Raw genomic sequence first — 22,454 nt, forward strand, 5'->3', positions numbered from 1 at the left:
GGCTTATACTCATGGCTGTGTATAATTTTTACGGGCCACCGATATGCTTGCATTCAACTCAAAACCAATCAGAATGATAATCGCATTAAAATAAATCCACATCATAAACACAATCAATGTTCCGATGGATCCATACAAAGAGTTGTATTTTGAGAAGTTATTCACATAAAAGTTAAAGCCAACCGAAGTAGCAATAAAAAGTAAAGTAGTTATGGTAGAGCCCAACGAAATAAACCTGAACCTTTGTTTGCCGCTGGGCGCATAATAAAAGAGAAAGGAAAAGGCAAAAAACAACAAAGCCAGTGTAATGATCCACTTACCAATACCAATAATAAAAATGGTGAGCCCATCGGTAAGCAGCCCTTTATTTACCAGCCAGTTAAGCGACAAGGGCCCGAATGTAATCAAGGCAATGGCCACAATAACGAGCACCGAAAGAATCAACACCAAAGCAATGGAAACCAGGCGCTGTTTAAAAGCAGTCCGGGTTTCGATGGCATGATAGGTTTGATTAAAGGCTTCAATCAGGCTATTGATGCTGTTGGTTGCAAAATACATAGCCAGCAGAAAACCAAAAGAGAGCAAACTGCCACGCGGCCGTTTAACAATATCAAAAAGAGTCTCTTCCACCATATCGTAGGCCTGGGTTGGAATAAAATCTTTCAGTAAATCGAGCAGGCTATCCTGAAAATTCTCGATGGGGATATAGGGAATCAGGGTAAAAAAGAAGATAATGGCAGGAAAAATGGCCAGAAAAGTATTAAAAGAGAGCGCTGCAGCACGGTTGGTAATAGACCCTTTGCGCATACCTTTGATAAAAAAAACGGCGACATCAAACAGCGGAACACCATCAAAACCGGGCAACACCAGGCGTTTCGACCAGATTAAAATAATTCTGACCGGTCGGCTTTCCAAAACGCCTGCATAAATACGCAGCGCTGTGGCAATCAAACGATCCCGGTATTTTTTTATCATTGGCTAATTCAATATGCTTTCAGACTAAGGTCAAGGCTTTTGATGTGATGGGTAAGTGCACCAACTGAAATATAGTCAACACCAGTTTCGGCATATGCCCGGATTGTGTCCAGCGTAATACCACCGGAGGCTTCTGTTTCATAACGGTTGTTAATCATTTCAACGGCTTTTTGCAGATTTTCAGGCGTAAAGTTGTCGAGCATGATTCGCTGTACCCCTCCGTGATGGATAACCTGCTGAAGTTCATCAAAGTTACGGACTTCTATCTCAATTTTTAAAGAACGGCCATGTTCTTTCAAGTAGGCATTGGCCGAATCAATGGCCCGTGAAATGCCGCCTGCAAAATCCACATGGTTATCCTTTATCATCATCATATCATAAAGCCCCATGCGGTGGTTGCTGCCGCCACCGGCCCTGACAGCATATTTCTCAAATTCGCGCAGCAAAGGAGTTGTTTTTCGTGTATCAAGTACCCTTGTACTGAGGCCTGCCAACTTTTCAACATAAACAGCTGTAGTTGTGGCAATCCCACTCATGCGTTGCATAAAGTTCAGCACCAGCCGTTCAGCCATCAGAATGGACGCCGACGAGCCTTCAACAGTAAAAGCCACATCGCCGGTATTGACTTTGTCACCGTCGTGAAGCAGAGGAATGAAGCGAAGGGTTTCGTCAACCTTTTTGAATATTTTTTCAGCAACCTGCATTCCGGCAAGCACGCCGGATTGTTTTACAATCAATCGGGCACGTCCCTGCACATGGCCGGGAATTACCGAACGTGTAGTATGGTCGCCATCGCCGATATCTTCTGTCAGCGCTTGTTCAATTATTTCATCAATGGTCATGCAATAAAGCGGTTGGAGTGTTTATCAATCGTCTTCCGATTCAAACTTCAGCTGATGTATCAGTTGCTGCCCCGACATCACCTTTACCAGAAAATAAGCCCTGAACTGTGTAGCTCCGCTTTTGTAAGTACCAATAGCAAAGTGTGAACCATCATTCGATTTTCCATTGTGGTTCAGGGTAAAGGAGGAAGGAGGATATTTCGAAAAAAAGCTTTTAACAATCATTTCGGCCTGCGCCTTGCTGTATGTCCCCTCGTTGCCGGGAGTGGTCAAATCAATGGTATTATTAAAATAACTGCTGAGATCCTTGGCATTGGCAGTTTTAATGGCAGCCGCTATCCTGGAGTTTACATCCTGGCCAAAAACAGTGCCCGAACATGCACCTGCCAACAGAAGTAACACAAATGATATCAACCTGTAATGTACTGCGTTTTTCATTTTTATCATATTTTTAGTCACAAACAAACCTGCTTCAATGGCAATGATTTGATTCTTAACTTATTTAAAAATATCAAAAACCGAACCAAATATAGTGATAATATGCCTGAGGGCACCTTTATTATAACAAAAAAGGTCTTTTACCTTTCAATTATGAAGCAATAGCGGGCATTTTTAACACGAAAATAAAGTAAAAACAAATTCAGGAATTCAAATTAATCCAATAACCAGTTTCATTTACCAAGCTTAGATGAAGGCATTAACCACCTGAACATAAGACATTAAGGATTTTTCAGCTCAATTTATCAGGCTCCGGTATAATTACCACCGGATATGCATCTCTGAAAAAAAGCAAGTAGTTCGGGTTGAAGGCATAATTAGGTAAATTTGCAATTTTATAACAATTATGAAGATAACTCTACTGGTAATAGGCAAAACTGATGAGGAATACCTGAACAAAGGCATCAGCATTTACACCAGCCGCTTATCGCATTACATTAAATTCGGGATGGTTGAAATTCTGCCTCCGCGCAATTTCAGGCAGTTAAACCCACAGCAGCTGAAAGAGGCCGAAGGTAAATTGCTACTTCGTTATTTCGAAGATTCTGACCATGTTATTTTGCTCGACGAACAAGGAAAGCTTCCCACATCTGTTGAATTCTCAGGCATACTGCAAAAGCACATGAATGCTGGCGTCAGACATCTGATGTTTGTGGTAGGAGGTGCTTTTGGCTTTTCAGATGAAGTATATCAGGCCGCAAAAAGTAAACTGTCGCTCTCTCCCATGACCTTTTCTCATCAGATGGTCAGGCTGTTTTTTACCGAACAACTCTACCGTGCGTTTACTATTCTGAGAAATGAACCATACCACAACAATTAATTCATCAACCCATCTTTTATGAAATCAATCGTATTTGCAACCAATAATCAACATAAAACTGAAGAGATTCAGGCCATTCTCGGAAATGATTTTAACATCATCACACTCAAGGAAATCGGCTGTACCGAAGAAATCCCGGAAACCAGCCTGACCATCGAGGGCAATGCCTCACAAAAATCGAGGTATGTATCAGAGAAATACCTTGTTGATTGTTTTGCAGATGATACCGGTCTGGAAGTAGAGGCGCTGAATGGACAACCTGGCGTAAATTCTGCCCGCTATGCCGGTCCGGGCCACGATTTTGAGGCCAATGTTACCAAACTGCTGACTGAACTCAACGGACAACTCAACAGAAAAGCAAGGTTTAAGACTGTTATTTCATTAGTTATGAAGGAAAAAGAAGTTTTATTCGAGGGCATTATCTCCGGAATTATCATACATGAGCGCCGGGGCGAAGGCGGCTTTGGATATGATCCTGTATTTGTTCCTGACGGATACAACCAAACCTTTGCTGAAATGCCTGCAAGTGTAAAAAATGCCATCAGCCACCGGGCACTGGCCACAAAAAAACTGATTGATTACCTGAAAGAACACTATACTGAATAAAAAAAAGCCGGTTAAACCGGCTTTTTTTTCAATGGATTATTTCGAAGTCTTTACCTTCGTAACTGTTTTATTCTCATACACATAAACGTACTTACCGTCTATGGACAATGTAGTGGTAGCCCCTTTGCGTGCGTTAAACTGAAGATAAGTGTTGGTATTGAGGTCAAACGCTGCAATATCAGCTCCTTCCGTTTTCATTATCACAATATTTTCAAATTTGTCTTCAAGTTGTGAGGTTTTATACTTACCGCTTCCAACCAAATCGCCGTTGTTCATTTTGAATGTTGACACACCTTTTTCGCCAACCACGGCAACCATATCCCTGTAAGGGAAAATAAGCTGTGCATTACCCACGCCGCCTTTGGCTACAGGAACTTCATAGAACTCGTTGCCATTAGAAATATCCATAGAGTACAAAGCCTTGCCACTTGAAACAATCACACGGTCGCCGGCATCAATCATATTGGTAATTCCCTTGCGGAAACGTTCGGAGTCCCAAACGAGCTTACCATCAGTAGTGCTGAAAGCCTGAACTCCATTAGGTTTCACATTGGGATACCAGATACGCCATTCTTCATAAATGGTAACAGAGCCATCGGCATTGTTGGTTCGTTTATAAATATATGCCTGCGCCTCAACGGCACCTCCAATTTGTAACACAATCTTATCGCCCATTACATACATATTCGGGATAGCTCTTGCATCTTTAATTTCAGGTGAAGTCCAGAGCAACTTACCCGAATTGGCATCATACTTTTTAAGATACTGATTGCGCTTGTTCGACATATCGAGAATATACAAATCGTTGCCTACCCTTACAGGATCAGCAACACCTCCGTAAACGCCAAACTTTTTGGCATTGGCCGGGCGGCCTGCAATTCCATCAGGTGTATAATCAAAAGCGGCTGACCAGACACTGGCTCCGGTTTTCAGATCATAAACCTGATAACCATTCATGCGAAGTACCACTTTATCGCCTTCAACATCCAGGTCGTACAAGAAATCGCGCGAGATAACTTTACGCTCAGCCCTGCCGATATAGGTATTTTCCCAGACAATATCTCCGTTTTTTACATTGATTTTGGCAATCTGGTTTTTAAAACCGGTAAACAGTGCGCCCAGTGAACTTGGTACAAAATTCACCGTAATCAGGTAACCTTCGGGCAGATAAACATATTTACCAACCACACCTTTAAATTTTGTGGTCGACCATCTTTCTTCTCCGGTTTGTGCTTTAATAAATACCAGCTCCTTCTTCAGCGAAATAGCAAAGCTTTGCTCTTCGGGAATGTAAACCACATTTTCTTCGTCAACATCCTGATATTTATCAGTGGACCAGAGAAAATTTCCGTTGACCATTTCAATACAGGCAATTTGATCTTTACCCAGCTTCCGGTCGAAGAGGAAAATAATATCAGACTCCCAAAACGGAATAATCTCGTCGATTTTTCCAAGTTTAGGGGCAATTTCCTTAAACCTTTTCGACCACCTGGCTTTGCCGGTTGCATTGTCAAAAACAGTAATTTCCTTATCAGAAGCGGCATAGCTGTAACCCCGCTCTTCTGTTCCTGTTCCGGTGTACTGAATCTTATGATCCATTCTTGACTCCCAAACGGTGGGCATCTCATCCTGCGCGTTGGCCAGGAACGCACTGCTTATCAGTGCAAACATCAGTAAAATCTGCTTTCTCATAAAGGTGTTGTTTGTTTGATTGTTCACTTGGTTTTTTACAAATTGAAGGTATATTGAAACTTGTAACTCTTCCCTTTGGGCACTTTGAATGAAAAGCGGTACCGCTTGACAATATCTTTCAGGCGGTTTTGCTGGGGAATGCCATTTACCCCGTCGTTCACAACAAAAACGGTGGCAATCACACCTTTTTCGCGCAGGGTAATATCAAATACATATTCACCCTGTATGCCGCTTTCGGCAATTTGCCTGTACAAATCACATTTAGGAGTAACCAATGCCGAGTCAAGCTCAGCTATCGCTTTGGTCACAATATGGTCGCGGTATTCAACCAGTTGTTTCTTTTGCCCGAAGGTGGCTAATGCCAACATTATCAGAACAATTGTCAATCCTTGTTTCATTCCTTTTGCTTGTGTTTTGATTAACTGAACTTTAAATGTATTTATACTATGCTCATTGCTGTTCGTCCTGAGGAATATTCCACAGCAGCAACTGATTGCCAAACGTGGCCAGAATCGATTTGTCACCGGGCATAAATTCAATAAATACTCTGCCATCAGATGGAAATTCGAGTTTGCGGATACCTTCCATCAAGCGGGAGCCCATTTCAAACCGATGCAAAACCACACCCGTTTCAAAGTCGTGCACTCTTAATTCAGGAAACTTTCCCCAGCTCACTACGCCCATTAACCGCCCGTTGTGACTCATACGAAAATCAGGTTCAAAATTTGAATTGGAAGGAAAAACTGTGCGCGTAGGTTCCAGAGTTGCTCCATCAATTACGCTGATAAAATTCTGTCGTCCCGACACGGCTGTTGTGGCTTTTGTATGCGGTATATTGAGGCAAAAAATAAACCTGCCATCGGATGACCATTCGAGCCGGTATATATTATCATAATATTCATTGATTGTCGTCACTTTCGAAAAACCGGCAGCCCTGTAAACTGTTACCACCTGCTTGTATTTTTGAGTGAATTTGCGGCCTTTCTTGTTCTTTCTGAATTGCGGATCACTGTTTAGAAAATCATCGCCCGGCCTTTCTGAAACTGCGATATATTGTCCGTCAGGACTCATGGCAAGGCTATTGGTTGCGTTGCCGGGAATGTTCATTGTCCGATCTTTTTGCCTGCTCCCCAAATTCCAAAATTCCAAAGCATTACCATTCAAAGCAACGGCATACTTTTCATCTGGCGAAATCTTTACATCATGGTATTTTTCAAGACGCAACACACGCTGGCCGGATTGCGCATCCACAATCTCAAAATTGACTTCCCTGTCTTTGTTTTTGGCAAAATCGAGATAAAAAAGCTGCTGAAGCAACAAATACCGGCCTGCGGCCGACCAGCTAACCCGCGAGCCGGCATACCAGTTACCAACATCAAATTGCTTGATTACCTTTCGGTTACTGATATCAAAAACAGAAAGTGGAAAGCTCTGAGTGCCGGCTATAGCCATAAATTGCATATCGGGCGACATCGCCATTCCCGATTGAATATACAGATCATCGGAAGCATGAAACTTTTCATATTCGGCATTAATAGTCTGTCCGTCGGCCACCATCCCTGAAGAAATACAGGCTATCAGAATCAAACCTGAAATTGTTTTTGGCAGATAATTTCTCATGTTAGAAGTATTGAAGGATTGGCAAATTTTCAACATGCTTTAAACACATAAATTTACGTCAATGTTTATGCTTTGATACCGGGCATCAGGTATGCTACCCGCGTTTCGACAGCCCCAAAAGGCAACATTTCAGCCATTCATATGCACACTTTTTTAATACATCTACTTCAGATTACCAAAAACTACTACGCTATATCACTAATTATCTTCACGTTACAACAAAGCCCATCATTCGCCCTCAAAAACCCTTATAAACCTACATTTTTCATGTGTACAAATTGCCGCAAAAAAAAATACGTATTTATAGGTATATAAATCATTAAGGTTAGGTAGGTGAAAAATGCCATTAAAACCAGAAAACGACGTAATTCCATAGTGTAAAGAATCCGGTTTTCATACCCGTAAGGAAAAAAAACAATGTTTACCGGCACAAACGTCAGTGCCGGGTAATATTAAACAGCAATCAAACCGCCATTAATTTGTTAAAAATAAGCCTCGTTTTTTTGAAGCATGAGAAAAATATAAGCCATACTTTTGCAGGAAGATGAAAGCCTTACGCCCCGGAATAGCTCTTCTGTTATGTGGATTATTTATTTATAATTCCATGGGATATCTGCTTGTATATTCTGCCATGCTATCTGTGCGGAAACAACAGGCCTTTGCTGAAATCCGCCAACTTCAAAAACAGCCAGTCATAGCCATCACACTGGCAAGAACAGATAAAAGCAAACTGGAGAGCAAAAAAAACAGACTTGAAATCAAGCTTAACGGTTGCATGTATGATGTGGTAAGAACAGAGACTTCGGGCGATAACATCATTTATTACTGCGTCAGAGATATCAGGGAAGAGCACTTGATACATCAGATGAATCTGTTGAGTAAAAATAACAGCGGCAGCAATCCCCTGCAAAAATCAGCCAGTTTGATTATTGATCAGGTTATCAAAACAGCGCTCATCAGCACGGCCCTTCATTTCGGCCGGTTCTCCACTATCATCAGATATCACACCAGGCTTATACCCACTTACTTCTCTCCGGTAATGGCCATTCCTGCCCCACCGCCCCAGTGTTTACCCGCATAATTTTTTCCTGAAACTGTAAATCCTTCCATCAGAAAGATTTGCATCAGCCATTTTCCTAATGGGGCGCTTCTGTTCCATTCATTATGTCATGTAAACTCATTTACCATGAAAAAAAACTTCATTTACTTTTTACTGCTTTTCATTTCATTCAATCTGAGCGCGCAGCAGGTGTATGTGCTCAACCGATCGACATTGCAACCAGTAAGCAACTGCCTGATTTTCAATGCAAATAAAACAATATCAGTTACCACCAACAACAGCGGGGCTGCCAGTCTTTCGGCCTTTGGCAAGTCTGATTCTATTTTTTTCAAACACTTATCGTTTCAGCCATACAAAGCTACATTACAGGAACTTTCTGCAAGCAGCTACAAAGTATTTCTGACTGAAACAGTGATTAACCTGGAAGAAGTTGTTTTTTCAGCCAATAAAGTTGAAGAGAACTACAGGGATATACCCATGAAAATAGACATCATCAGGGCCTCCTCCATTCAGTTTGACAATCCGCAAACATCAGCCGATATGCTTCAGCAATCGGGTAAGGTATTTGTACAACAAAGCCAGCTGGGAGGCGGCAGCCCGGTTATCAGAGGCATGGAAACCAACCGTGTATTGATTGTGGTTGACGGTGTACGGTTAAACAACGCCATTTACAGGGCCGGTCATTTACAAAATGTAATTACAGTTGATCCCAACATGCTCGAACGCGTGGAAGTGCTGCATGGGCCGGGGTCAGTCATCTATGGCAGCGATGCCATGGGCGGTGTGATGCATTTTTACACCAAAAATCCAATACTGGCCTCCAATGGCAAAGCGTATACTTCAGGTAGCGCATTTGCCCGATATTCTTCGGCTGCCAATGAGAAAACCGGCGGATTAACGTTGAATGCCGGCTGGAAAAAATTCGCCATTTTGCTGAGCGGCACTTTCAAGGATATCGGCGATTTACGCGAAGGAAAAAACCGCGATTCAAAATATGGCGACTGGGGCAAAAGACTTTACTATGCCGAACGCATTAACGGTGTTGATTCCATGATGGTCAACAACGACCCGCTGATTCAAAAACAATCGGGTTACACACAGTACGACATCACTGCCAGGGCTTTATGGAAGCCCAATACGGGCCATACTGTCAGCCTGAACCTTCAGTTATCCAACTCAAGTGATATCCCCCGCTACGACAGGCTCACCGAGATGCCGGGCGGAAAGCTAAAGTATGCCGAATGGTATTATGGCCCTCAAACCCGGTTACTCACCTCCTTAAAAAGCGAATGGCTTCATGAAACAAAAATGTATGACAATGCAGCCGTCATGGTTTCGTATCAGAATATCAGTGAAGACAGGGTTAGCCGCGGCTTTGGAAAATCAAAAAAGAAGCACCAGGAAGAAACAGTTGATATTGTTGCGTTTAATGCTGACATGATGAAAGAAATCTTCAGAAATTCAGAATTACGGTATGGCGTTGAGGCCAATGTAAACATGGTTGGCTCAAAGGCGTACAATGAAAATATCAAGACCAGTGAAATTACCAATGATGTGGCAACCCGTTATCCTGACGACAAAAACCGCATGACCACGCTGGCCGCCTATGCCTCCAACAACTGGGAAATCAACAAAAAAGTGATCTTCTCGCAGGGCCTCCGGCTGAGCAATGTTTCGCTGCTGGCATCCTATACTCCGGAAATGCTTGAAATAACCCAATTCCCATACTCCGATGATATGACCCAGAACAATACCGCTTTTAACGGAAGCCTGGGATTGGTGGTAATGCCGGAGAAAGGCTGGAGGTTGTCAGCCAACCTGTCGAGTGGGTTCAGGGCGCCGAATATTGATGACGTTTCCAAATTAAACGACTCTAACAGTTCCGACCAGTTGCTGTTTGTGCCCAATCCCGGTTTAAAACCCGAATATTCATACAATGCCGAACTAACCATTGAAAAAACCTTTAACCAGCAAGTGCAGGTGGGCCTGACCGGTTTTTACACCCTGCTCGACAATGCATTTGTAGCCCGCCCGTTCCTGTATAATGGTCAGGATTCAGTGGTGTTTGACGGAACACTATGCGGGGTTCAGGCACTTCAGAATGCCGGCGAGGCATACATCTACGGCCTCGAAGCCAGCATTGATGCATCCATAACTCATTATCTGTCGTTTTCCAGTTATCTGACCTATACTTACGGACGTGTTAAAAATGAGGACGTTCCCCTTGATCACATCCCTCCGGTATTTGGCATGACCTCTGTAAAACTCGACATCAAAAAATTCACAGGAGAATTTTACGCCAGGTACAATGGCTGGAAACGCATTAAAGATTACAGCCCGGGCGGAGAAGACAACGAAAATTACGCTACAGCCGACGGAATGCCATCATGGGTCACTTTAAACCTGCGTGCTTCGTATCAGGTTAACCGATACCTGAATGTGCAGGCCGGTATTGAAAACATCCTTGACACCCATTATCGTCTTTTTGCCAGCGGAATCAGCGCCCCGGGACGAAATGTAAGCCTGACACTCAGAAGCAACTTCTAAAAGCAGCTTCCTTAAGTCACAATAAAAACAGCCGGCATCCATTTAAAATGCCGGCTGTTTTTTTATATAACAAACTCATCATCACCAATTAAGCATTGATTTTATGGCAGATTATTATTATCTTTACGAAAATGCCGGTTCACAGCATTACGGCAACATTTACTTTTGTTAACAATGACAGGCAAACCCAACACCATGGAAAATCAGACACCCCCCGGAATTAAAAAGCGCAATCTGAAAGTAACGTTCATTTTCGCCGCAATCGGATGTTTGCTTATGGCATCAGGAATGATCGTTGGTATTTCTGACAATCCCCCAGGCATATTTCTAAGCTTTGCCGGATTAATCTTTCTTATTCTGGCAATAGTACATCCATGGAGGAATATTCGCAATTACCAGATTCTGCTCATTAGCGGCGCCATCGGATTTCCATTTACGGCAGTACTTCACAATGCCTTTGAAGCAGCAGGTCAGTATTTTGCTGAGATTTCAATACTTTCAGGCATATTTAACGGGATTGGAGCCTTTTTCTTTCTGGTCGCTATATTTCTTTGTCCGGTAATGATACTGACAGGATTGACAGGCATTGTTTACCTTGCTGTAAAAAAAAGGACATTAAAAAAACAGGCCGCAAATCATATTGGGGAGCAATAGCAGTAACAGCAAATGAAATCTGACAAAAACACAACAGGACTGCCGAACAAACGACAGTCCTGCTGAAGAATAAAGTCAGATGATTTCTTATTTATTGCCGCGTTGCAATACTTCATCAATCATACCATAATCTTTGGCTTCCTGAGCAGTCATCCAGTAATCACGATCAGAATCCTTTTCAATTTTTTTAAAGTTCTGTTTTGAATGCTGGGCAATTATGTCGTACAGTTCTTTTTTGAGTTTAAGAATTTCGCGGGTGGTAATTTCAATATCAGATGCCTGCCCCTGCGCGCCACCCATTGGCTGATGGATAAGAATGCGTGAATGTTTAAGGGCGGTACGCTTGCCTTCGGCACCGGCACAAAGCAGTACAGCTCCCATCGAAGCCGCCATACCAGTACAGATAGTTGCTACATCGGGGGCAATGTATTGCATTGTATCATAAATACCTAATCCGGCATAAACTGAACCACCGGGAGTATTCAGGTAAATCTGTATATCTTTTTTGGGATCAACTGACTCAAGAAAAAGCAGCTGCGCCTGGATAATATTGGCTACATAATCGTCAATGGGCACGCCAAGAAAAATAATCCTGTCCATCATCAGACGCGAAAAAACGTCCATGGTGGCTATATTTAACTGACGCTCTTCGATAATGGTCGGAGAAATATAACCGTTAACAGCCGAAGTGAATTTATCAAGTGTAAGGCTGCTGATGCCCCGGTGACCGGTGGCATATTTTCTGAATTCGTTTTGCATAGTTTGTCTGTTTATTTACTGTCAAATTTACAGTAATTCGGTGAATAGTCCTTTAAAAAGCAGGAATTAATTAAAAATTTAGTGTGTCGAATTTTATGCCACAATCCTGTTTTTTCCTGAAAATTATTCAAAAAAACCACGAACATCCCAATATGCCATGATATGAATTAAGCAAAGCCTTCCGGCTTTTACCATCAACTGCGTATGGTAAAGCATCATAATCCATCATAAATACCAGCTCTCCTGCCGGAAAAATATGAATAAAAAGCGGTTCAGGTAAAACACGCTATGTGTGACCAATTTTGCAACAAAAAGCAATGGCTGCAAACATGCAAACGACATTCATTATAAACAGCAACCATGTTTCAATAAATATCCGGCGTCATTTTTAACGTTACTTTCTATCCATTAGTCTATAGATGTAATAAATCAATGAAATTGCCATCAAAAGCGTTGCTATTAATGGAATACCAACTATTGTAATTTTTCCTAATTCTAAATCGTCGGGTGTCATTGCATATGTCATTGCAGCAAACATACAGCCGTTTAAAGTATTTAAAATTCTAAGTAGCCTAACGGCTGTCTTATACTGGAATTCCGCATTTTCGTGAGTAATCCTTTTTGGATAGTTGAATAGATGAGGGAATTTTTTTAGAAATGTAACGCCTACATAAATTGTCAACCCAATAAAAGGCAATATCCATAAACTCCAATTGTTATTTGTTTCTTTACCTGAGTAAATGTAAATAAATGGCAAACCAATCATAAATGCAACCGCAAATAAACCAATTGCTTCAATGATTATATCAAATAATTCTGGTTTTATAATTAGCCTTGGTCTTTCTTCGTTTCTCATATATTTCAGCCTTGTTGTCAATTGTCGAAAGTTGAACTGAAAAAATATTTCAGGTCAGCGGATGACAGTCAGCCCAACACCAAATTCAAGTCGTGCAATAAATTTCAAGCAGATAATCCAGATCTCATACAAGTTTTAAGCTGACTGTCAGCCAATGGCTTAAGCTCTTCAGCCCTGATTCTCAACCATTGGGCAAACAGTAGCCTCGCGATACATCGCACAGGTAGCACAAAAACCCATTTTCACAATCCAAATATCTGAAATTTACACCACACCTCAACCGGTAATTGGGCTTATTGCCGGACAGGCAGAAAAGTTTCCGGCGGCCAGTATTTGTTCATAAACGTATTTGGATAACAAAACAGAGTTTAAAAGGCATTTAAAGCAGTTTTAAAGCCTCTTTAAAAGTGATTCAAATCCATTCAATCTTTGTTGAGCTTGTGCTGCTCTTTTTCATAATACAAGTTTAATGGTTTTTGTCTAATTTTAAACTGTACTATTTTTTGGGGTACTTACATTAATAATTTGTGCTTGCGTGTGCAGGGCTACTACTGCGAAAAACAGGCAAATTGTTTTTCTAAATGTTTTCATGATACCGATTGGGTTTAAGTTTATAAAAATTTCAGCGTTTTATTATGTTCGCTGAATAAACTGATTCGTTGATATATACTGTTAAAACATAGAATCCTGGCAACAGGTGTGAAACATCAAGGCCGAAAGTACTCTTGCCAATGTTGATTTTGTTGCAGCTAATATTCCTGCCAGACAATTCTGTAATCCTAAAATCATACAGACCGTCTGTGATTGTTGTATTAAACCTCCCTACCACCATATTATTAGAAGGGTTGGGAGAAATACTAAGTACCTTATTTGGTTTAGAGATATTTATGTCTTTCACACTTGTAACAGTTGGTTCAATACTCCTGTATATAAAGTGTGAATTGGATTCCATCAATGCATAAACATAATCGTCATTGTCTGATTCTATTCCTCCAATTGGATAATATGGCAATCCATTATTTTCAAAATGAAAACTTAATCCATAGTCTGTCGAAACCAGAATCCCGTCAGGCCAGGCAGTCCCTGCATAGATATGCCCTGCTGAATTTAAGGCAAGGCCGTTTATGTTCGGCCCGGCAAGGCACTCAACAATCTGACCAGGATCGTCGTGATAAATGGCATAAATTCCGCCGGTTCCGTCATAGCCACCCCTTACCCCAATAATCAGATCACCCTGCTCATTGTATTCAAGGTTTTCAACCATACGGTTAAACAACCCCAGGAACTCCCAATCAGCACCTCCGCTGGTTGACTTGTATAATCCTCCCATATCAGGTAAATAGCACCCTAACCCAATACAAATGTCACCATTGGGGGCAAAGACAATATCTGCAACAAATTCACTGGTATGGTTTTCGGTTGAAAAAACCACCTCCCAATCCAAGCCTCCATTTTCAGATTTTAGCAACATAGCACCATTGGAAGCCCATTCACTTACAAAAAGGGTATCGTTACCTTGTGCAACAATTTTTACTTTACCCCCATAATCAGGCATGGTAAACGATTGCCAGGTTTGTCCGTTATCAGAAGATTTTGTAAGATCCCAACCAGGGCCTCCTCCAAACACAAAAATCTCTCCGCTTTCATTTATTGCTATAGATGAAGGTCCATAAACGCCCATGTCAAGTACCAATTCCCATGTCTGCCCATCATCTTGAGAGCGAAATACACCATCATAAGCTGTATTTGTATTCGTTCCAACAAAAATATCGCCTTGTTGATTAACAGCAAGGCATGAAATATCAAGACTGTCAGGAAATGGTAATAATTCCCAGAAATCCTGTGACAAAACAGAATTATTTAGCAAGAAAAGTTGAAACACAAAAATGATGTAAAGTTTTCTCATAGTTTTTAGCTCTTTACTTTTTCATATAGCAGCCAACGTTTGACAATATGAAACAGTTGGGTTTTCGGGCTGCGTTCGTATCCACCGAGGAAAACGCTGAGGCGAGAACCAAACCATCGCAAACCACTGAACCCCAACTGTTTTATATTGTGTGTTGGCATTTCGTTTTTTATTATTCTGTAAATTTTCAATTATCACAACCTTCTATATCTTTCTCAATATTTGAAATTGGAAGGTTTAATTCTTTTATCAATTCATAATAGTCATTCACTAGTTCACTATCAAATCCATAGAAGCTAATGATAAAATCATCCCCAGAAAATCCTTTATATTTCTTCAAATAGAAATTATTGCCTGCATGTCCAGGAAATTCTTCTCTGAATTTTGCACTTAATAATTTATGGGAGAATCTATAAATCGAATTTTTATGAATTTCATTCATAACTACCGTGCAAGAATCAACCATTTTTTTGAAAGGAGTATAATAGCTTCCTATGCTATCCTGAATCAAAACCATATTATCGCAATCCACACAATATTTTTGATAATGTATATAAAACATCTCATCACTCATGGTTGTAATAAAGATATTCTCCTCATGACCTCCCCATTCTCCGCATTCTGAAAACTTAACATTCAAGTCCATTATTTTCCTTGTCCCATGATATTGACTAGTCTCATTAGAAAAGAAATCCACATTCTCTGTAAGAGTCTTATCTTTATTGTCACATGAAAAAAGAACGATTAGAAAAAAAATGTATATATAAGTTTTCATAGGTTGTCGTTTTTAAAATGACCGCCAACGAGTAAATCCCCGCATCCTTGCGCATCCTCCCGACTTATCCGCAACCATCACTATTGCTTATTTAAATCGGTCTTTCATTACAAATATAGTATTAATTTAAATATCCAAACTATCCATCGGATTTATAATGCTTTTAATTCTTTAATTGTGTCATCTATAAAAATTTCTGATGATTTCATGCTGTATGCCCTGTCAAGCTTTGGATGTAAGACAAGTGAGGCCCGTTTTCGGGGTGGTGGGTTGCAAAAATATGCTGCAGTGTTTGGGGCGTAACCGCTTGGGCTTTCCCCGCTTTCCGGGCTATGTTATATACAACCTCCTGTACCAAATATTTTAACGAAAAATGCCGGTAAGTGCATACCCCCGCATGGGATGCGCTGCATTGAGCAGTTTAGTGAGCTTGTCGAACCATGGTCGAAATGTAGTTCAACCGGTAACCGGGGACGAAGGACGAGAACAGGGAAGCTGATAATCGCCGGGTTCCCGCTTAGGCGGAACAGGGCTTGCTCGCCGATTTAATTCCTGTTTGTTGGCCACAGTTATATTTTTTCTTTCAATGCTTTAAGCTCAATATATGCCGATTCAGTAACAGATTTATCTTTGAAATTAATTATTCCTTCTTTCCGAAGGTCTAATTATAAACTGTCTGAATTTTGGGGGTACTTACAAAATAATCAGATATATGACAAGGAATGTAAAACTGAAACCTTAACCTGACCTGAGAAATTGGCCCTGAATACCAACCGGAGTGTCAACCCCAAACATTAAATCCCCATGTAGTAATACTTTGGCAGGTCGGTAAAGTTCAACACTTACTTAAATCGCAGTCGTGAGATACTCAGGACTGCGATTTTGCTTTGTCGGCACGACCGCGTTTAAGTCTTATTTGTTGGCAACTGGTGTTCATTCATATCCGTCTGTTTGTCATTTATTTAGCTTTTAGTTTCTTGTCATTATCAATCTGCACCAACCTATCCACGAAGCACAAATTTATTTTATTTTTTTGAGCGTGGGCAACTGCGCTGCATTCACGAACACCTTTGAAAATAAAACAATTTGTGAGTAATCCTAAAACCGTCCTGAAAGGCGGTTACCCGGGCTGGCTTTGCAAGCTCTTTGACAAAGCTTTAGCTACGCTGATTTTAGCTGCGTTCGGCATAGCTCAAACAAGTTTGGCTCTGCACTCACTTAACGCAAAAATTGGTTTGTGCGTTGGCTTCCCGATAAAACGGGACAAGCTGTGTGGGCTTGCAAATGTGCTTACGACTGTGCGCTCGCTAATATCGTCCATAAATGCTCATTCCGCCTCCAAAATATTGATTTTTCAAGTGTTCATAAACTAAGTTTGTCCTTAAATCAATATCATCAGTTTGATATGTTGGATAAGGCAAAACTTCAAACAGTGTTTTGTTTACATAGTTAAAAACTGCTGCTGCTGTTACTGATTTATCAGCCCATTGGTCAACTCTTAATTTTTCCTTTTTCAATTCTTCCAATAGCTCAATCGAAATTTTCTTTATCTCGTTCTTTTCCTTTTCTTCAAGTTTTTTGCCTTGTCTAAGAATATCGAAAATTGCTTTTTGCTCATCAGTCAAACCTTCTCGTTTTGTGTCGGCTTCTTCTTCAGAATAGGAGTTTACAAGTTCAATCAGTTTTCTGAAAGTCTCTTTTATAACAACTTCGTCTTTCCCTCTATTATATTCTTCAATGATTTCCTGATAGCGTTTGTAATAATCAACTGTCAAAGGATTGCGTTCAACCATTTGTTTTAATTGCTTTTCAATCTTGTCTTTGAGCGACTGAACAACGGTATTTTTATTTTTTGTTTTCAAAAAGTACTGCTCCAATAATTCAAAATTCAACCCACTAAGGTCAATAATTTTCTCTTCGTTGTGGCCTGGTTCGGCAACCATATTTTCAATGGATTCATCAACTACAGCTTGAATTTTTTTCATTATATCAGCAACATCTGCACTTTCTACATTGTCCTCAATTGCTGAGTAGATTACATCAATAGCATCTTTTCTTGGAGCATATTGTTTTAAAACTTTGTCAGGTTGCAGGGCTTTATATTTCTTAAAAACCTCTCTTGCCAAAACCTGAAATTTACGTTTGGTTTCATCATTGGTATAAACAGCATTTACTGCTTTTTCCATTGCAGCTAATTTGTGTAAGCCATCTGCTTTGATTAATTCCTGCAAATCAAAATTTACTTCGTCTTGCAAAAATGTTTCAGTTGACTCTAATGCTTCTTCTAATTGTTTGATTAGTTCTTCTTTTGGTTTTACTGGTGGTTCGGGTTTTTCGCCACCACCGTTTCCACCTTCATCACCGCCAGAACCATAAATTGCCAAAGCATCTAATAAGGCAGTATAAGTTTCAATATAATCCACAATCAAACCATTGTTTTTGCCTTCACTTATTCGGTTGGCTCTTGCAATGGCTTGCATTAAAGTATGCGATTTTAAAGGTTTGTCTAAATACAACGTTGATAAAGTAGGCACGTCAAAACCTGTAATCCACATTGCACAAACAATTACAAAACGAAATGGGTCGTCCTCGTCTTTAAACCTCGTTTCAAGGTCTTGGGTGTTCATTTTCTCCCGATGTGGTTCAATGTCTAAATCCCATTTCTGAAATTTCTGAATTTCATTTTGCTCTGAACTAACAACAACACAGATTTCAGTTTCCTTTATCCAATGCAGTTCTCGGCTTTTCTCCAAAAGTTCCTGGTCGCCATATTTTCCTTTGGAAACTTCATTTTCCAATTGCTCAACAGTCAGTTTCCAATGATGCGTAATTAAATCATACATCCTTACGGCTGTGAGTTTATCCAATGCGATAAACATTCCTTTGCCTTTGTAGCCACGGTTGCAGAAATGCCAAACTGCATCTTTGGCAATTGCATCTAAACGTTTCCTGGCGGTAAGTATCGGATATTCCCTTGCAAAAAGTTGTTCGATTCTGCTGCGTTGGTCGCTGTCTAAATCTTCGCTATCGGCATCTATTACGGCTCGTATCTGGTCATTGATAACAGGGTTTTTCAACCCTAAATACTCTCCTCTATTTTCGTAGTATAGTGGAACGGTTGCACCATCATCAACACTTCGTTTAAAGTCGTATCGGGAAACATAATCACCAAAAATCCGCTTGGTAATTTCATCATCTTTGAAAAGTGGTGTTCCGGTAAAGCCAATAAATGAAGCGTTTGGTAGGGCATTACGCAAATTCATTGCTAAATTTCCGCCTTGTGTTCGGTGTGCTTCGTCTGAAATGACAATGATATTATCCCGCTTGGTTATTTCTTCTTCAAAGTTGAATTTGTGAATGAGTGTAAATAAATAGCGGTGTTCCGAACTCAATAATTCTTTTAAATGCTTTCCGCTGTTGGCTTTCAATGAATCTTTTGAGCCTGATTTTATTTGCGGTACTGCACCAATTCCGCTAAACGTGCCGTAAATCTGTGTATCTAATTCATTTCGGTCGGTAACAATCAGAAAAGTATAGCAACCTGTAAATTTGTGATGTATTTTTTGGCAAAAGAAAACCATTGAGTAAGATTTTCCGCTTCCCTGCGTATGCCAAAATACACCAAGTTTTTGCTTTTCTTCCAAACTTATTTTACCCAGTTTGTAGAGTTGTTCTTTATGCTGAATGTTTTCAATGGCTTTGTTTACGCCAATAAACTGATGGTTTCGGGCAATGAGTTTTACTACTTTGCCCAATGAATTATCAAACAGAATGAAGTTTTCAAATAAATCTAAAAAGCGTTTTTTCTCGCAAACTCCTACAATTATTCTATCTAAAGCAACAATGCCTTCGTCTTCTTCGGTGATGCGTTTCCATTCGTGAAAGTGCTGATATTTGCCAGTAACGCTTCCAATGCGACTTTCAATACCGTTACTTAACATTACAAAAGCGTTGTAATAAAAGAGTTTTGGAATTACGTCTTTGTAATCGGTGAAATTATCGTTGTAGGCGTTTTCTAATTTTCGGTGTGCTGCTTTTAATTCTATGAACAGAAGCGGAGTACCATTCACAAAACCTATAATATCGGGTCTGCGTTCACGGTTGCTCTTGCCCTGAATCCACAGTTGGCGAACTGCTAAAAAGTTGTTGTTGTCGGCATTGTCAAAATCGAAAATCTTTAACGTTTTGTTCTTAACCTGTTCGCCTTTTTCGTTGATAAAGTCAACAGGAATACCGTTTCTTAATAATTGATGTTTTTCAAAATTGATTTCAGCCAATGACTTGGTGATGCTTTCTTCTGTGAGTTTTTCGTAGGCTTGGTTGTAGGCTTGCTCGGGTAAGTTGGGATTTAATTCTTTGATTTTTTCAAAGAATATTCGTTTCAATACAACTTCTTTTTTGTTCAGTCTACCTAGCGTACTGCCCTCGCCAAATGTTTCTTTGTTGTATGCAATAGCGGTATCCCAGCCCAATTGATTGTGAAATAAATCAATGGCTGTTTGTTCTATTAAATTATCTTCTGAGTATTCCCAAGTCATGATTGTAAAATTTCACTTGTTGTTACGTCTTCACCGTTTGCCAACCTCTTCACTGCATTAACTATAAGTTCAGCCCTGGTTGATAAAAAGGATTCGTAATCCGCTTTTATTTTTTTTGCTTTTTCTTCATCATTTAACCCTAAGTAATCACCAGCCTTTAGCTCCTTTATGGGAATTAAATGACTATTCAGCCGTTGAGTAACAATAGCTTCGCTCACCCACTCATAACGCTCTTTCAAATAGGTCAATGGCTCTTTTCTTCCTATTGTCCTATTCGTATTTCCTGTGATAAGTGCACAATTGAGGGCAACAGTGCTATTTAATTCGTTCTCTATGAAATAGGTATTTGCATCTTCAATTAATGCGTCAGGAAAAATATGGTGGTACTCTCTTTTATTAACATTTGTATGTGTCAAAACCGAACCGTCAGCAAAATCATACGCACCAAAATAATTGGCTACAGCCAGAATACCTCGGCCTCTTATGCTGACTCTTTTAGGCCATGCTACATTCAACAATTGCTCTTCATTTGCAAGAGGAAAACTATTTCGATTTAAAACCGGTACATCTTGCTCATTTGCTGGTTGCCCGTTCGGTTTTATAACTCCTTTAATGATGTTTAAAAGTCCGATATAATCAGCATAGGCTCTTGAAGCTGCCGAGTTTTCATATCTATCAGTAAAGAAAGATGACCACAAATACTTTTTAAGAAGAACGTTTCCTAATCCAGCTTTATCACCCATTTCAGGAATTTGAGTGTATAAAGCAGCAATTACAGCCAAAACTGCATTTGTGGGCAATCGTTCTTCATCAAAAATTCTGTGCATCTCTAAAAAAGCTGCCATTTTAGACAAACCGCCCACCATTTTATCCCAGTTCTCAACCAAGACTACTTTATTCATATCCCAAATGCCAACACGATTAGGAATTTTTTCCTGCATTAAGGCAGATGTGTTAAGAATGAGATAAGACAAATCGAAATACCTACTTACAGCAGGGTGTTCATTGTTTAGCTTGGTTTGTAGTTCATGTAGTGACGTATCTTTCAATCCTTCAATTTCAGCTACAATAATATCATATTGTGTTAAGGGTTTGCTATTGGTGTTCATGTTGATAAACACATTCAATGCTGTATCTTTGGAAGTATGGGAAGGCAATGACAAAAATGGAAGGTTGTAATGCTTCACCGTTTCACGGTAGCGATTAATCAGATTGAGGAGTTCTTGTTTTTCTTGCGTGAACTTTTCAAAAGCCTCCTCAAAGTCAGGCGCCCCCGATTTAGGTTTCTTGTTCGCTAATGCTTTTTTAATCCAATCGTCTATTTCCGCATTGATATCCTCAGGCCTGAAAAGTTCCATAGGAATGCAACCTCTTTGAAAACATTCTTGTGGCGAATCTGCCCACAGCGGCATTTTGTTGCCTTTCTTTTTTCCTATCCACCGGCTTTGGCAATACACTTTAGTTTTCACGGCCTGTTGCTGTTCTTCTTCCTCATCCAGCGGGCTGTCGCTTGTCCAAACGGTATCATATTTTTTTACATACAAGAAATATTTTTCCCATTCGTAATTATTGTGCAATGCCCTCCAAATGGCTGTAAGGCGTTGCTGACCGTCCAATAAATGCTCATTTACTTTTGGAAAAGGCTCCTTGTGCTCAGCTGTAACCAAATAGCGGGAAATAAATTGTTCCTTGTCTACTTCTAAAATCAACGTAATGCCAAGCGGCAAATCGTGCATAATTGTAGTAAGCAGACTGGATATGCGCACTTTATCCCAGGCTTCGTGCCGCTGGAAACGGGGTAGTTTTATTTCGCCAAAACGAATCTTGTTATACCAAATTTCTATTTTTCTGTCTCTTGCTTGTACACTCATGTTTTACATTTTTTTCAATTTTCCCCTAATTACATTTAAATCGCCTTCAATATTCCTCACCAATTTCTTCCCTCTCGTATGTTCAAAATCGGAATAGTCCAACTCAATTAGTTTAATGCCATACTTCGGTAATAGTTCCCTTCTTCTTTGGTCATAAAGTTTACGTTGTTCTCCTCTGCCTACGCCACTAACTGTTTGCCTTCTATCAAAGAATTTAACTTCTTCTGTATGTTGTCTTTCTTTAAACTCAATGACTAAATTTAAAGAAGGGTAATAAGCATCAACCGGCAATCTGGTTCCTGAATCACCTTTGAGAAAGTCAAAGCGATGCTGACGGTGTGCTTTTAATTTCAATACTTCATCACACAAATCAATCACATAACTTTCGTCACTTGTGCTTCTTGCTGATTTTGGTTTAATTTCCTGAACTGTCGA

18 protein-coding genes are annotated in these 22,454 nt (G+C 40.2%); 5 read left to right on the forward strand and 13 right to left on the reverse strand.

Annotated features, from left to right (window positions below; all coding sequences use genetic code 11):
* Positions 1 to 9: 9 nt before the first annotated feature.
* The 3 genes from H6541_07385 to H6541_07395 are packed head-to-tail and all read right to left on the reverse strand — an operon-like array spanning position 10 to position 2,255.
* Complete coding sequence (locus H6541_07385) at positions 10 to 975, reverse strand: YihY/virulence factor BrkB family protein (protein MCB9015605.1); 966 nt, start codon at positions 973 to 975, stop codon at positions 10 to 12.
* 8 nt (positions 976 to 983) lie between these two features.
* Positions 984 to 1,817 carry a carboxylating nicotinate-nucleotide diphosphorylase gene (gene nadC, locus H6541_07390; protein ID MCB9015606.1) on the reverse strand — a complete coding sequence of 278 codons (834 nt, stop codon included), beginning with the start codon at positions 1,815 to 1,817 and terminating at the stop codon, positions 984 to 986.
* A 24-nt stretch (positions 1,818 to 1,841) separates the two neighbouring features.
* Positions 1,842 to 2,255, reverse strand: coding sequence for a DUF4783 domain-containing protein (locus tag H6541_07395; GenBank protein ID MCB9015607.1), 414 nt, complete (start codon positions 2,253 to 2,255; stop codon positions 1,842 to 1,844).
* Between the two features lie 406 nt (positions 2,256 to 2,661).
* On the opposite strand from H6541_07395, the gene rlmH reads away from it, so the two are divergent.
* The gene (gene rlmH, locus H6541_07400) at positions 2,662 to 3,135 is read left to right on the forward strand and encodes a 23S rRNA (pseudouridine(1915)-N(3))-methyltransferase RlmH (protein ID MCB9015608.1); all 474 of its coding nucleotides are present in this window, start codon (positions 2,662 to 2,664) and stop codon (positions 3,133 to 3,135) included.
* Positions 3,136 to 3,153: 18 nt separating this feature from the next.
* Positions 3,154 to 3,741: a non-canonical purine NTP diphosphatase gene (locus tag H6541_07405; GenBank protein ID MCB9015609.1), complete on the forward strand. Its 588-nt coding sequence runs from the start codon at positions 3,154 to 3,156 to the stop codon at positions 3,739 to 3,741.
* A gap of 36 nt (positions 3,742 to 3,777) precedes the next feature.
* Here H6541_07405 and H6541_07410 read toward each other — a convergent pair whose 3' ends face one another.
* Genes H6541_07410 through H6541_07420 form a run of 3 tightly spaced genes read right to left on the reverse strand, consistent with a single transcriptional unit; the run spans position 3,778 to position 7,053 of the window.
* Positions 3,778 to 5,433: a PQQ-binding-like beta-propeller repeat protein gene (locus tag H6541_07410; protein ID MCB9015610.1), complete on the reverse strand. Its 1,656-nt coding sequence runs from the start codon at positions 5,431 to 5,433 to the stop codon at positions 3,778 to 3,780.
* A gap of 35 nt (positions 5,434 to 5,468) precedes the next feature.
* Positions 5,469 to 5,831 carry a hypothetical protein gene (locus H6541_07415; GenBank protein MCB9015611.1) on the reverse strand — a complete coding sequence of 121 codons (363 nt, stop codon included), beginning with the start codon at positions 5,829 to 5,831 and terminating at the stop codon, positions 5,469 to 5,471.
* A gap of 52 nt (positions 5,832 to 5,883) precedes the next feature.
* Positions 5,884 to 7,053, reverse strand: coding sequence for a WD40 repeat domain-containing protein (locus H6541_07420; GenBank protein MCB9015612.1), 1,170 nt, complete (start codon positions 7,051 to 7,053; stop codon positions 5,884 to 5,886).
* Positions 7,054 to 7,597: 544 nt separating this feature from the next.
* Here H6541_07420 and H6541_07425 point away from each other — a divergent pair.
* From H6541_07425 to H6541_07435, 3 genes are all read left to right on the forward strand, one after another.
* Positions 7,598 to 8,134, forward strand: coding sequence for a hypothetical protein (locus tag H6541_07425; protein ID MCB9015613.1), 537 nt, complete (start codon positions 7,598 to 7,600; stop codon positions 8,132 to 8,134).
* 105 nt (positions 8,135 to 8,239) lie between these two features.
* Positions 8,240 to 10,660 (forward strand): TonB-dependent receptor, encoded by a 2,421-nt coding sequence (locus H6541_07430; GenBank protein MCB9015614.1) that lies wholly within the window; start codon positions 8,240 to 8,242, stop codon positions 10,658 to 10,660.
* Between the two features lie 195 nt (positions 10,661 to 10,855).
* On the forward strand, positions 10,856 to 11,314 hold the full coding sequence (locus tag H6541_07435; protein ID MCB9015615.1) for a hypothetical protein: 459 nt from the start codon (positions 10,856 to 10,858) through the stop codon (positions 11,312 to 11,314).
* 87 nt (positions 11,315 to 11,401) lie between these two features.
* Here the strand turns inward: H6541_07435 and clpP are convergent, their stop codons facing one another.
* The 7 genes from clpP to H6541_07470 form a co-directional block, all read right to left on the reverse strand.
* Entirely contained in the window at positions 11,402 to 12,073 is a 672-nt protein-coding gene (gene clpP, locus H6541_07440; protein MCB9015616.1) for an ATP-dependent Clp endopeptidase proteolytic subunit ClpP, read from the reverse strand.
* 394 nt (positions 12,074 to 12,467) lie between these two features.
* A complete protein-coding gene (locus H6541_07445; GenBank protein ID MCB9015617.1) occupies positions 12,468 to 12,929 on the reverse strand; it encodes a hypothetical protein in 462 nt (153 codons plus the stop codon).
* Between the two features lie 622 nt (positions 12,930 to 13,551).
* The gene (locus tag H6541_07450; protein MCB9015618.1) at positions 13,552 to 14,835 is read right to left on the reverse strand and encodes a T9SS type A sorting domain-containing protein; all 1,284 of its coding nucleotides are present in this window, start codon (positions 14,833 to 14,835) and stop codon (positions 13,552 to 13,554) included.
* Positions 14,836 to 15,022: 187 nt separating this feature from the next.
* Positions 15,023 to 15,610 (reverse strand): hypothetical protein, encoded by a 588-nt coding sequence (locus H6541_07455; GenBank protein ID MCB9015619.1) that lies wholly within the window; start codon positions 15,608 to 15,610, stop codon positions 15,023 to 15,025.
* A 1,307-nt stretch (positions 15,611 to 16,917) separates the two neighbouring features.
* On the reverse strand, positions 16,918 to 20,148 hold the full coding sequence (locus H6541_07460) for a type I restriction endonuclease subunit R (GenBank protein ID MCB9015620.1): 3,231 nt from the start codon (positions 20,146 to 20,148) through the stop codon (positions 16,918 to 16,920).
* A complete protein-coding gene (locus tag H6541_07465; protein ID MCB9015621.1) occupies positions 20,145 to 22,019 on the reverse strand; it encodes a DUF262 domain-containing protein in 1,875 nt (624 codons plus the stop codon). Before H6541_07465 ends, H6541_07460 begins: the two co-directional genes overlap by 4 nt.
* A 3-nt stretch (positions 22,020 to 22,022) precedes the next feature.
* Positions 22,023 to 22,439: a hypothetical protein gene (locus tag H6541_07470; GenBank protein ID MCB9015622.1), complete on the reverse strand. Its 417-nt coding sequence runs from the start codon at positions 22,437 to 22,439 to the stop codon at positions 22,023 to 22,025.
* Between the last annotated feature and the right edge of the window lie 15 nt (positions 22,440 to 22,454).

It is taken from the genome of Lentimicrobiaceae bacterium (assembly GCA_020636745.1).
Classification (GTDB): domain Bacteria; phylum Bacteroidota; class Bacteroidia; order Bacteroidales; family Lentimicrobiaceae; genus Lentimicrobium.

Coding starts and splice junctions, on each gene's coding strand:
- rlmH (MCB9015608.1), top strand. CDS start 2,662: ATGAAGATAACTCTACTGGTAATAGGCAAAACTGATGAGGAATACCTG.
- H6541_07405 (MCB9015609.1), top strand. CDS start 3,154: ATGAAATCAATCGTATTTGCAACCAATAATCAACATAAAACTGAAGAG.
- H6541_07455 (MCB9015619.1), bottom strand. CDS start 15,610: ATGAAAACTTATATATACATTTTTTTTCTAATCGTTCTTTTTTCATGT.
- H6541_07460 (MCB9015620.1), bottom strand. CDS start 20,148: ATGACTTGGGAATACTCAGAAGATAATTTAATAGAACAAACAGCCATT.
- H6541_07425 (MCB9015613.1), top strand. CDS start 7,598: ATGAAAGCCTTACGCCCCGGAATAGCTCTTCTGTTATGTGGATTATTT.
- H6541_07445 (MCB9015617.1), bottom strand. CDS start 12,929: ATGAGAAACGAAGAAAGACCAAGGCTAATTATAAAACCAGAATTATTT.
- H6541_07435 (MCB9015615.1), top strand. CDS start 10,856: ATGGAAAATCAGACACCCCCCGGAATTAAAAAGCGCAATCTGAAAGTA.
- H6541_07430 (MCB9015614.1), top strand. CDS start 8,240: ATGAAAAAAAACTTCATTTACTTTTTACTGCTTTTCATTTCATTCAAT.
- H6541_07420 (MCB9015612.1), bottom strand. CDS start 7,053: ATGAGAAATTATCTGCCAAAAACAATTTCAGGTTTGATTCTGATAGCC.
- nadC (MCB9015606.1), bottom strand. CDS start 1,817: ATGACCATTGATGAAATAATTGAACAAGCGCTGACAGAAGATATCGGC.
- H6541_07450 (MCB9015618.1), bottom strand. CDS start 14,835: ATGAGAAAACTTTACATCATTTTTGTGTTTCAACTTTTCTTGCTAAAT.
- H6541_07410 (MCB9015610.1), bottom strand. CDS start 5,433: ATGAGAAAGCAGATTTTACTGATGTTTGCACTGATAAGCAGTGCGTTC.
- H6541_07415 (MCB9015611.1), bottom strand. CDS start 5,831: ATGAAACAAGGATTGACAATTGTTCTGATAATGTTGGCATTAGCCACC.
- H6541_07395 (MCB9015607.1), bottom strand. CDS start 2,255: ATGAAAAACGCAGTACATTACAGGTTGATATCATTTGTGTTACTTCTG.
- H6541_07465 (MCB9015621.1), bottom strand. CDS start 22,019: ATGAGTGTACAAGCAAGAGACAGAAAAATAGAAATTTGGTATAACAAG.
- H6541_07385 (MCB9015605.1), bottom strand. CDS start 975: ATGATAAAAAAATACCGGGATCGTTTGATTGCCACAGCGCTGCGTATT.
- clpP (MCB9015616.1), bottom strand. CDS start 12,073: ATGCAAAACGAATTCAGAAAATATGCCACCGGTCACCGGGGCATCAGC.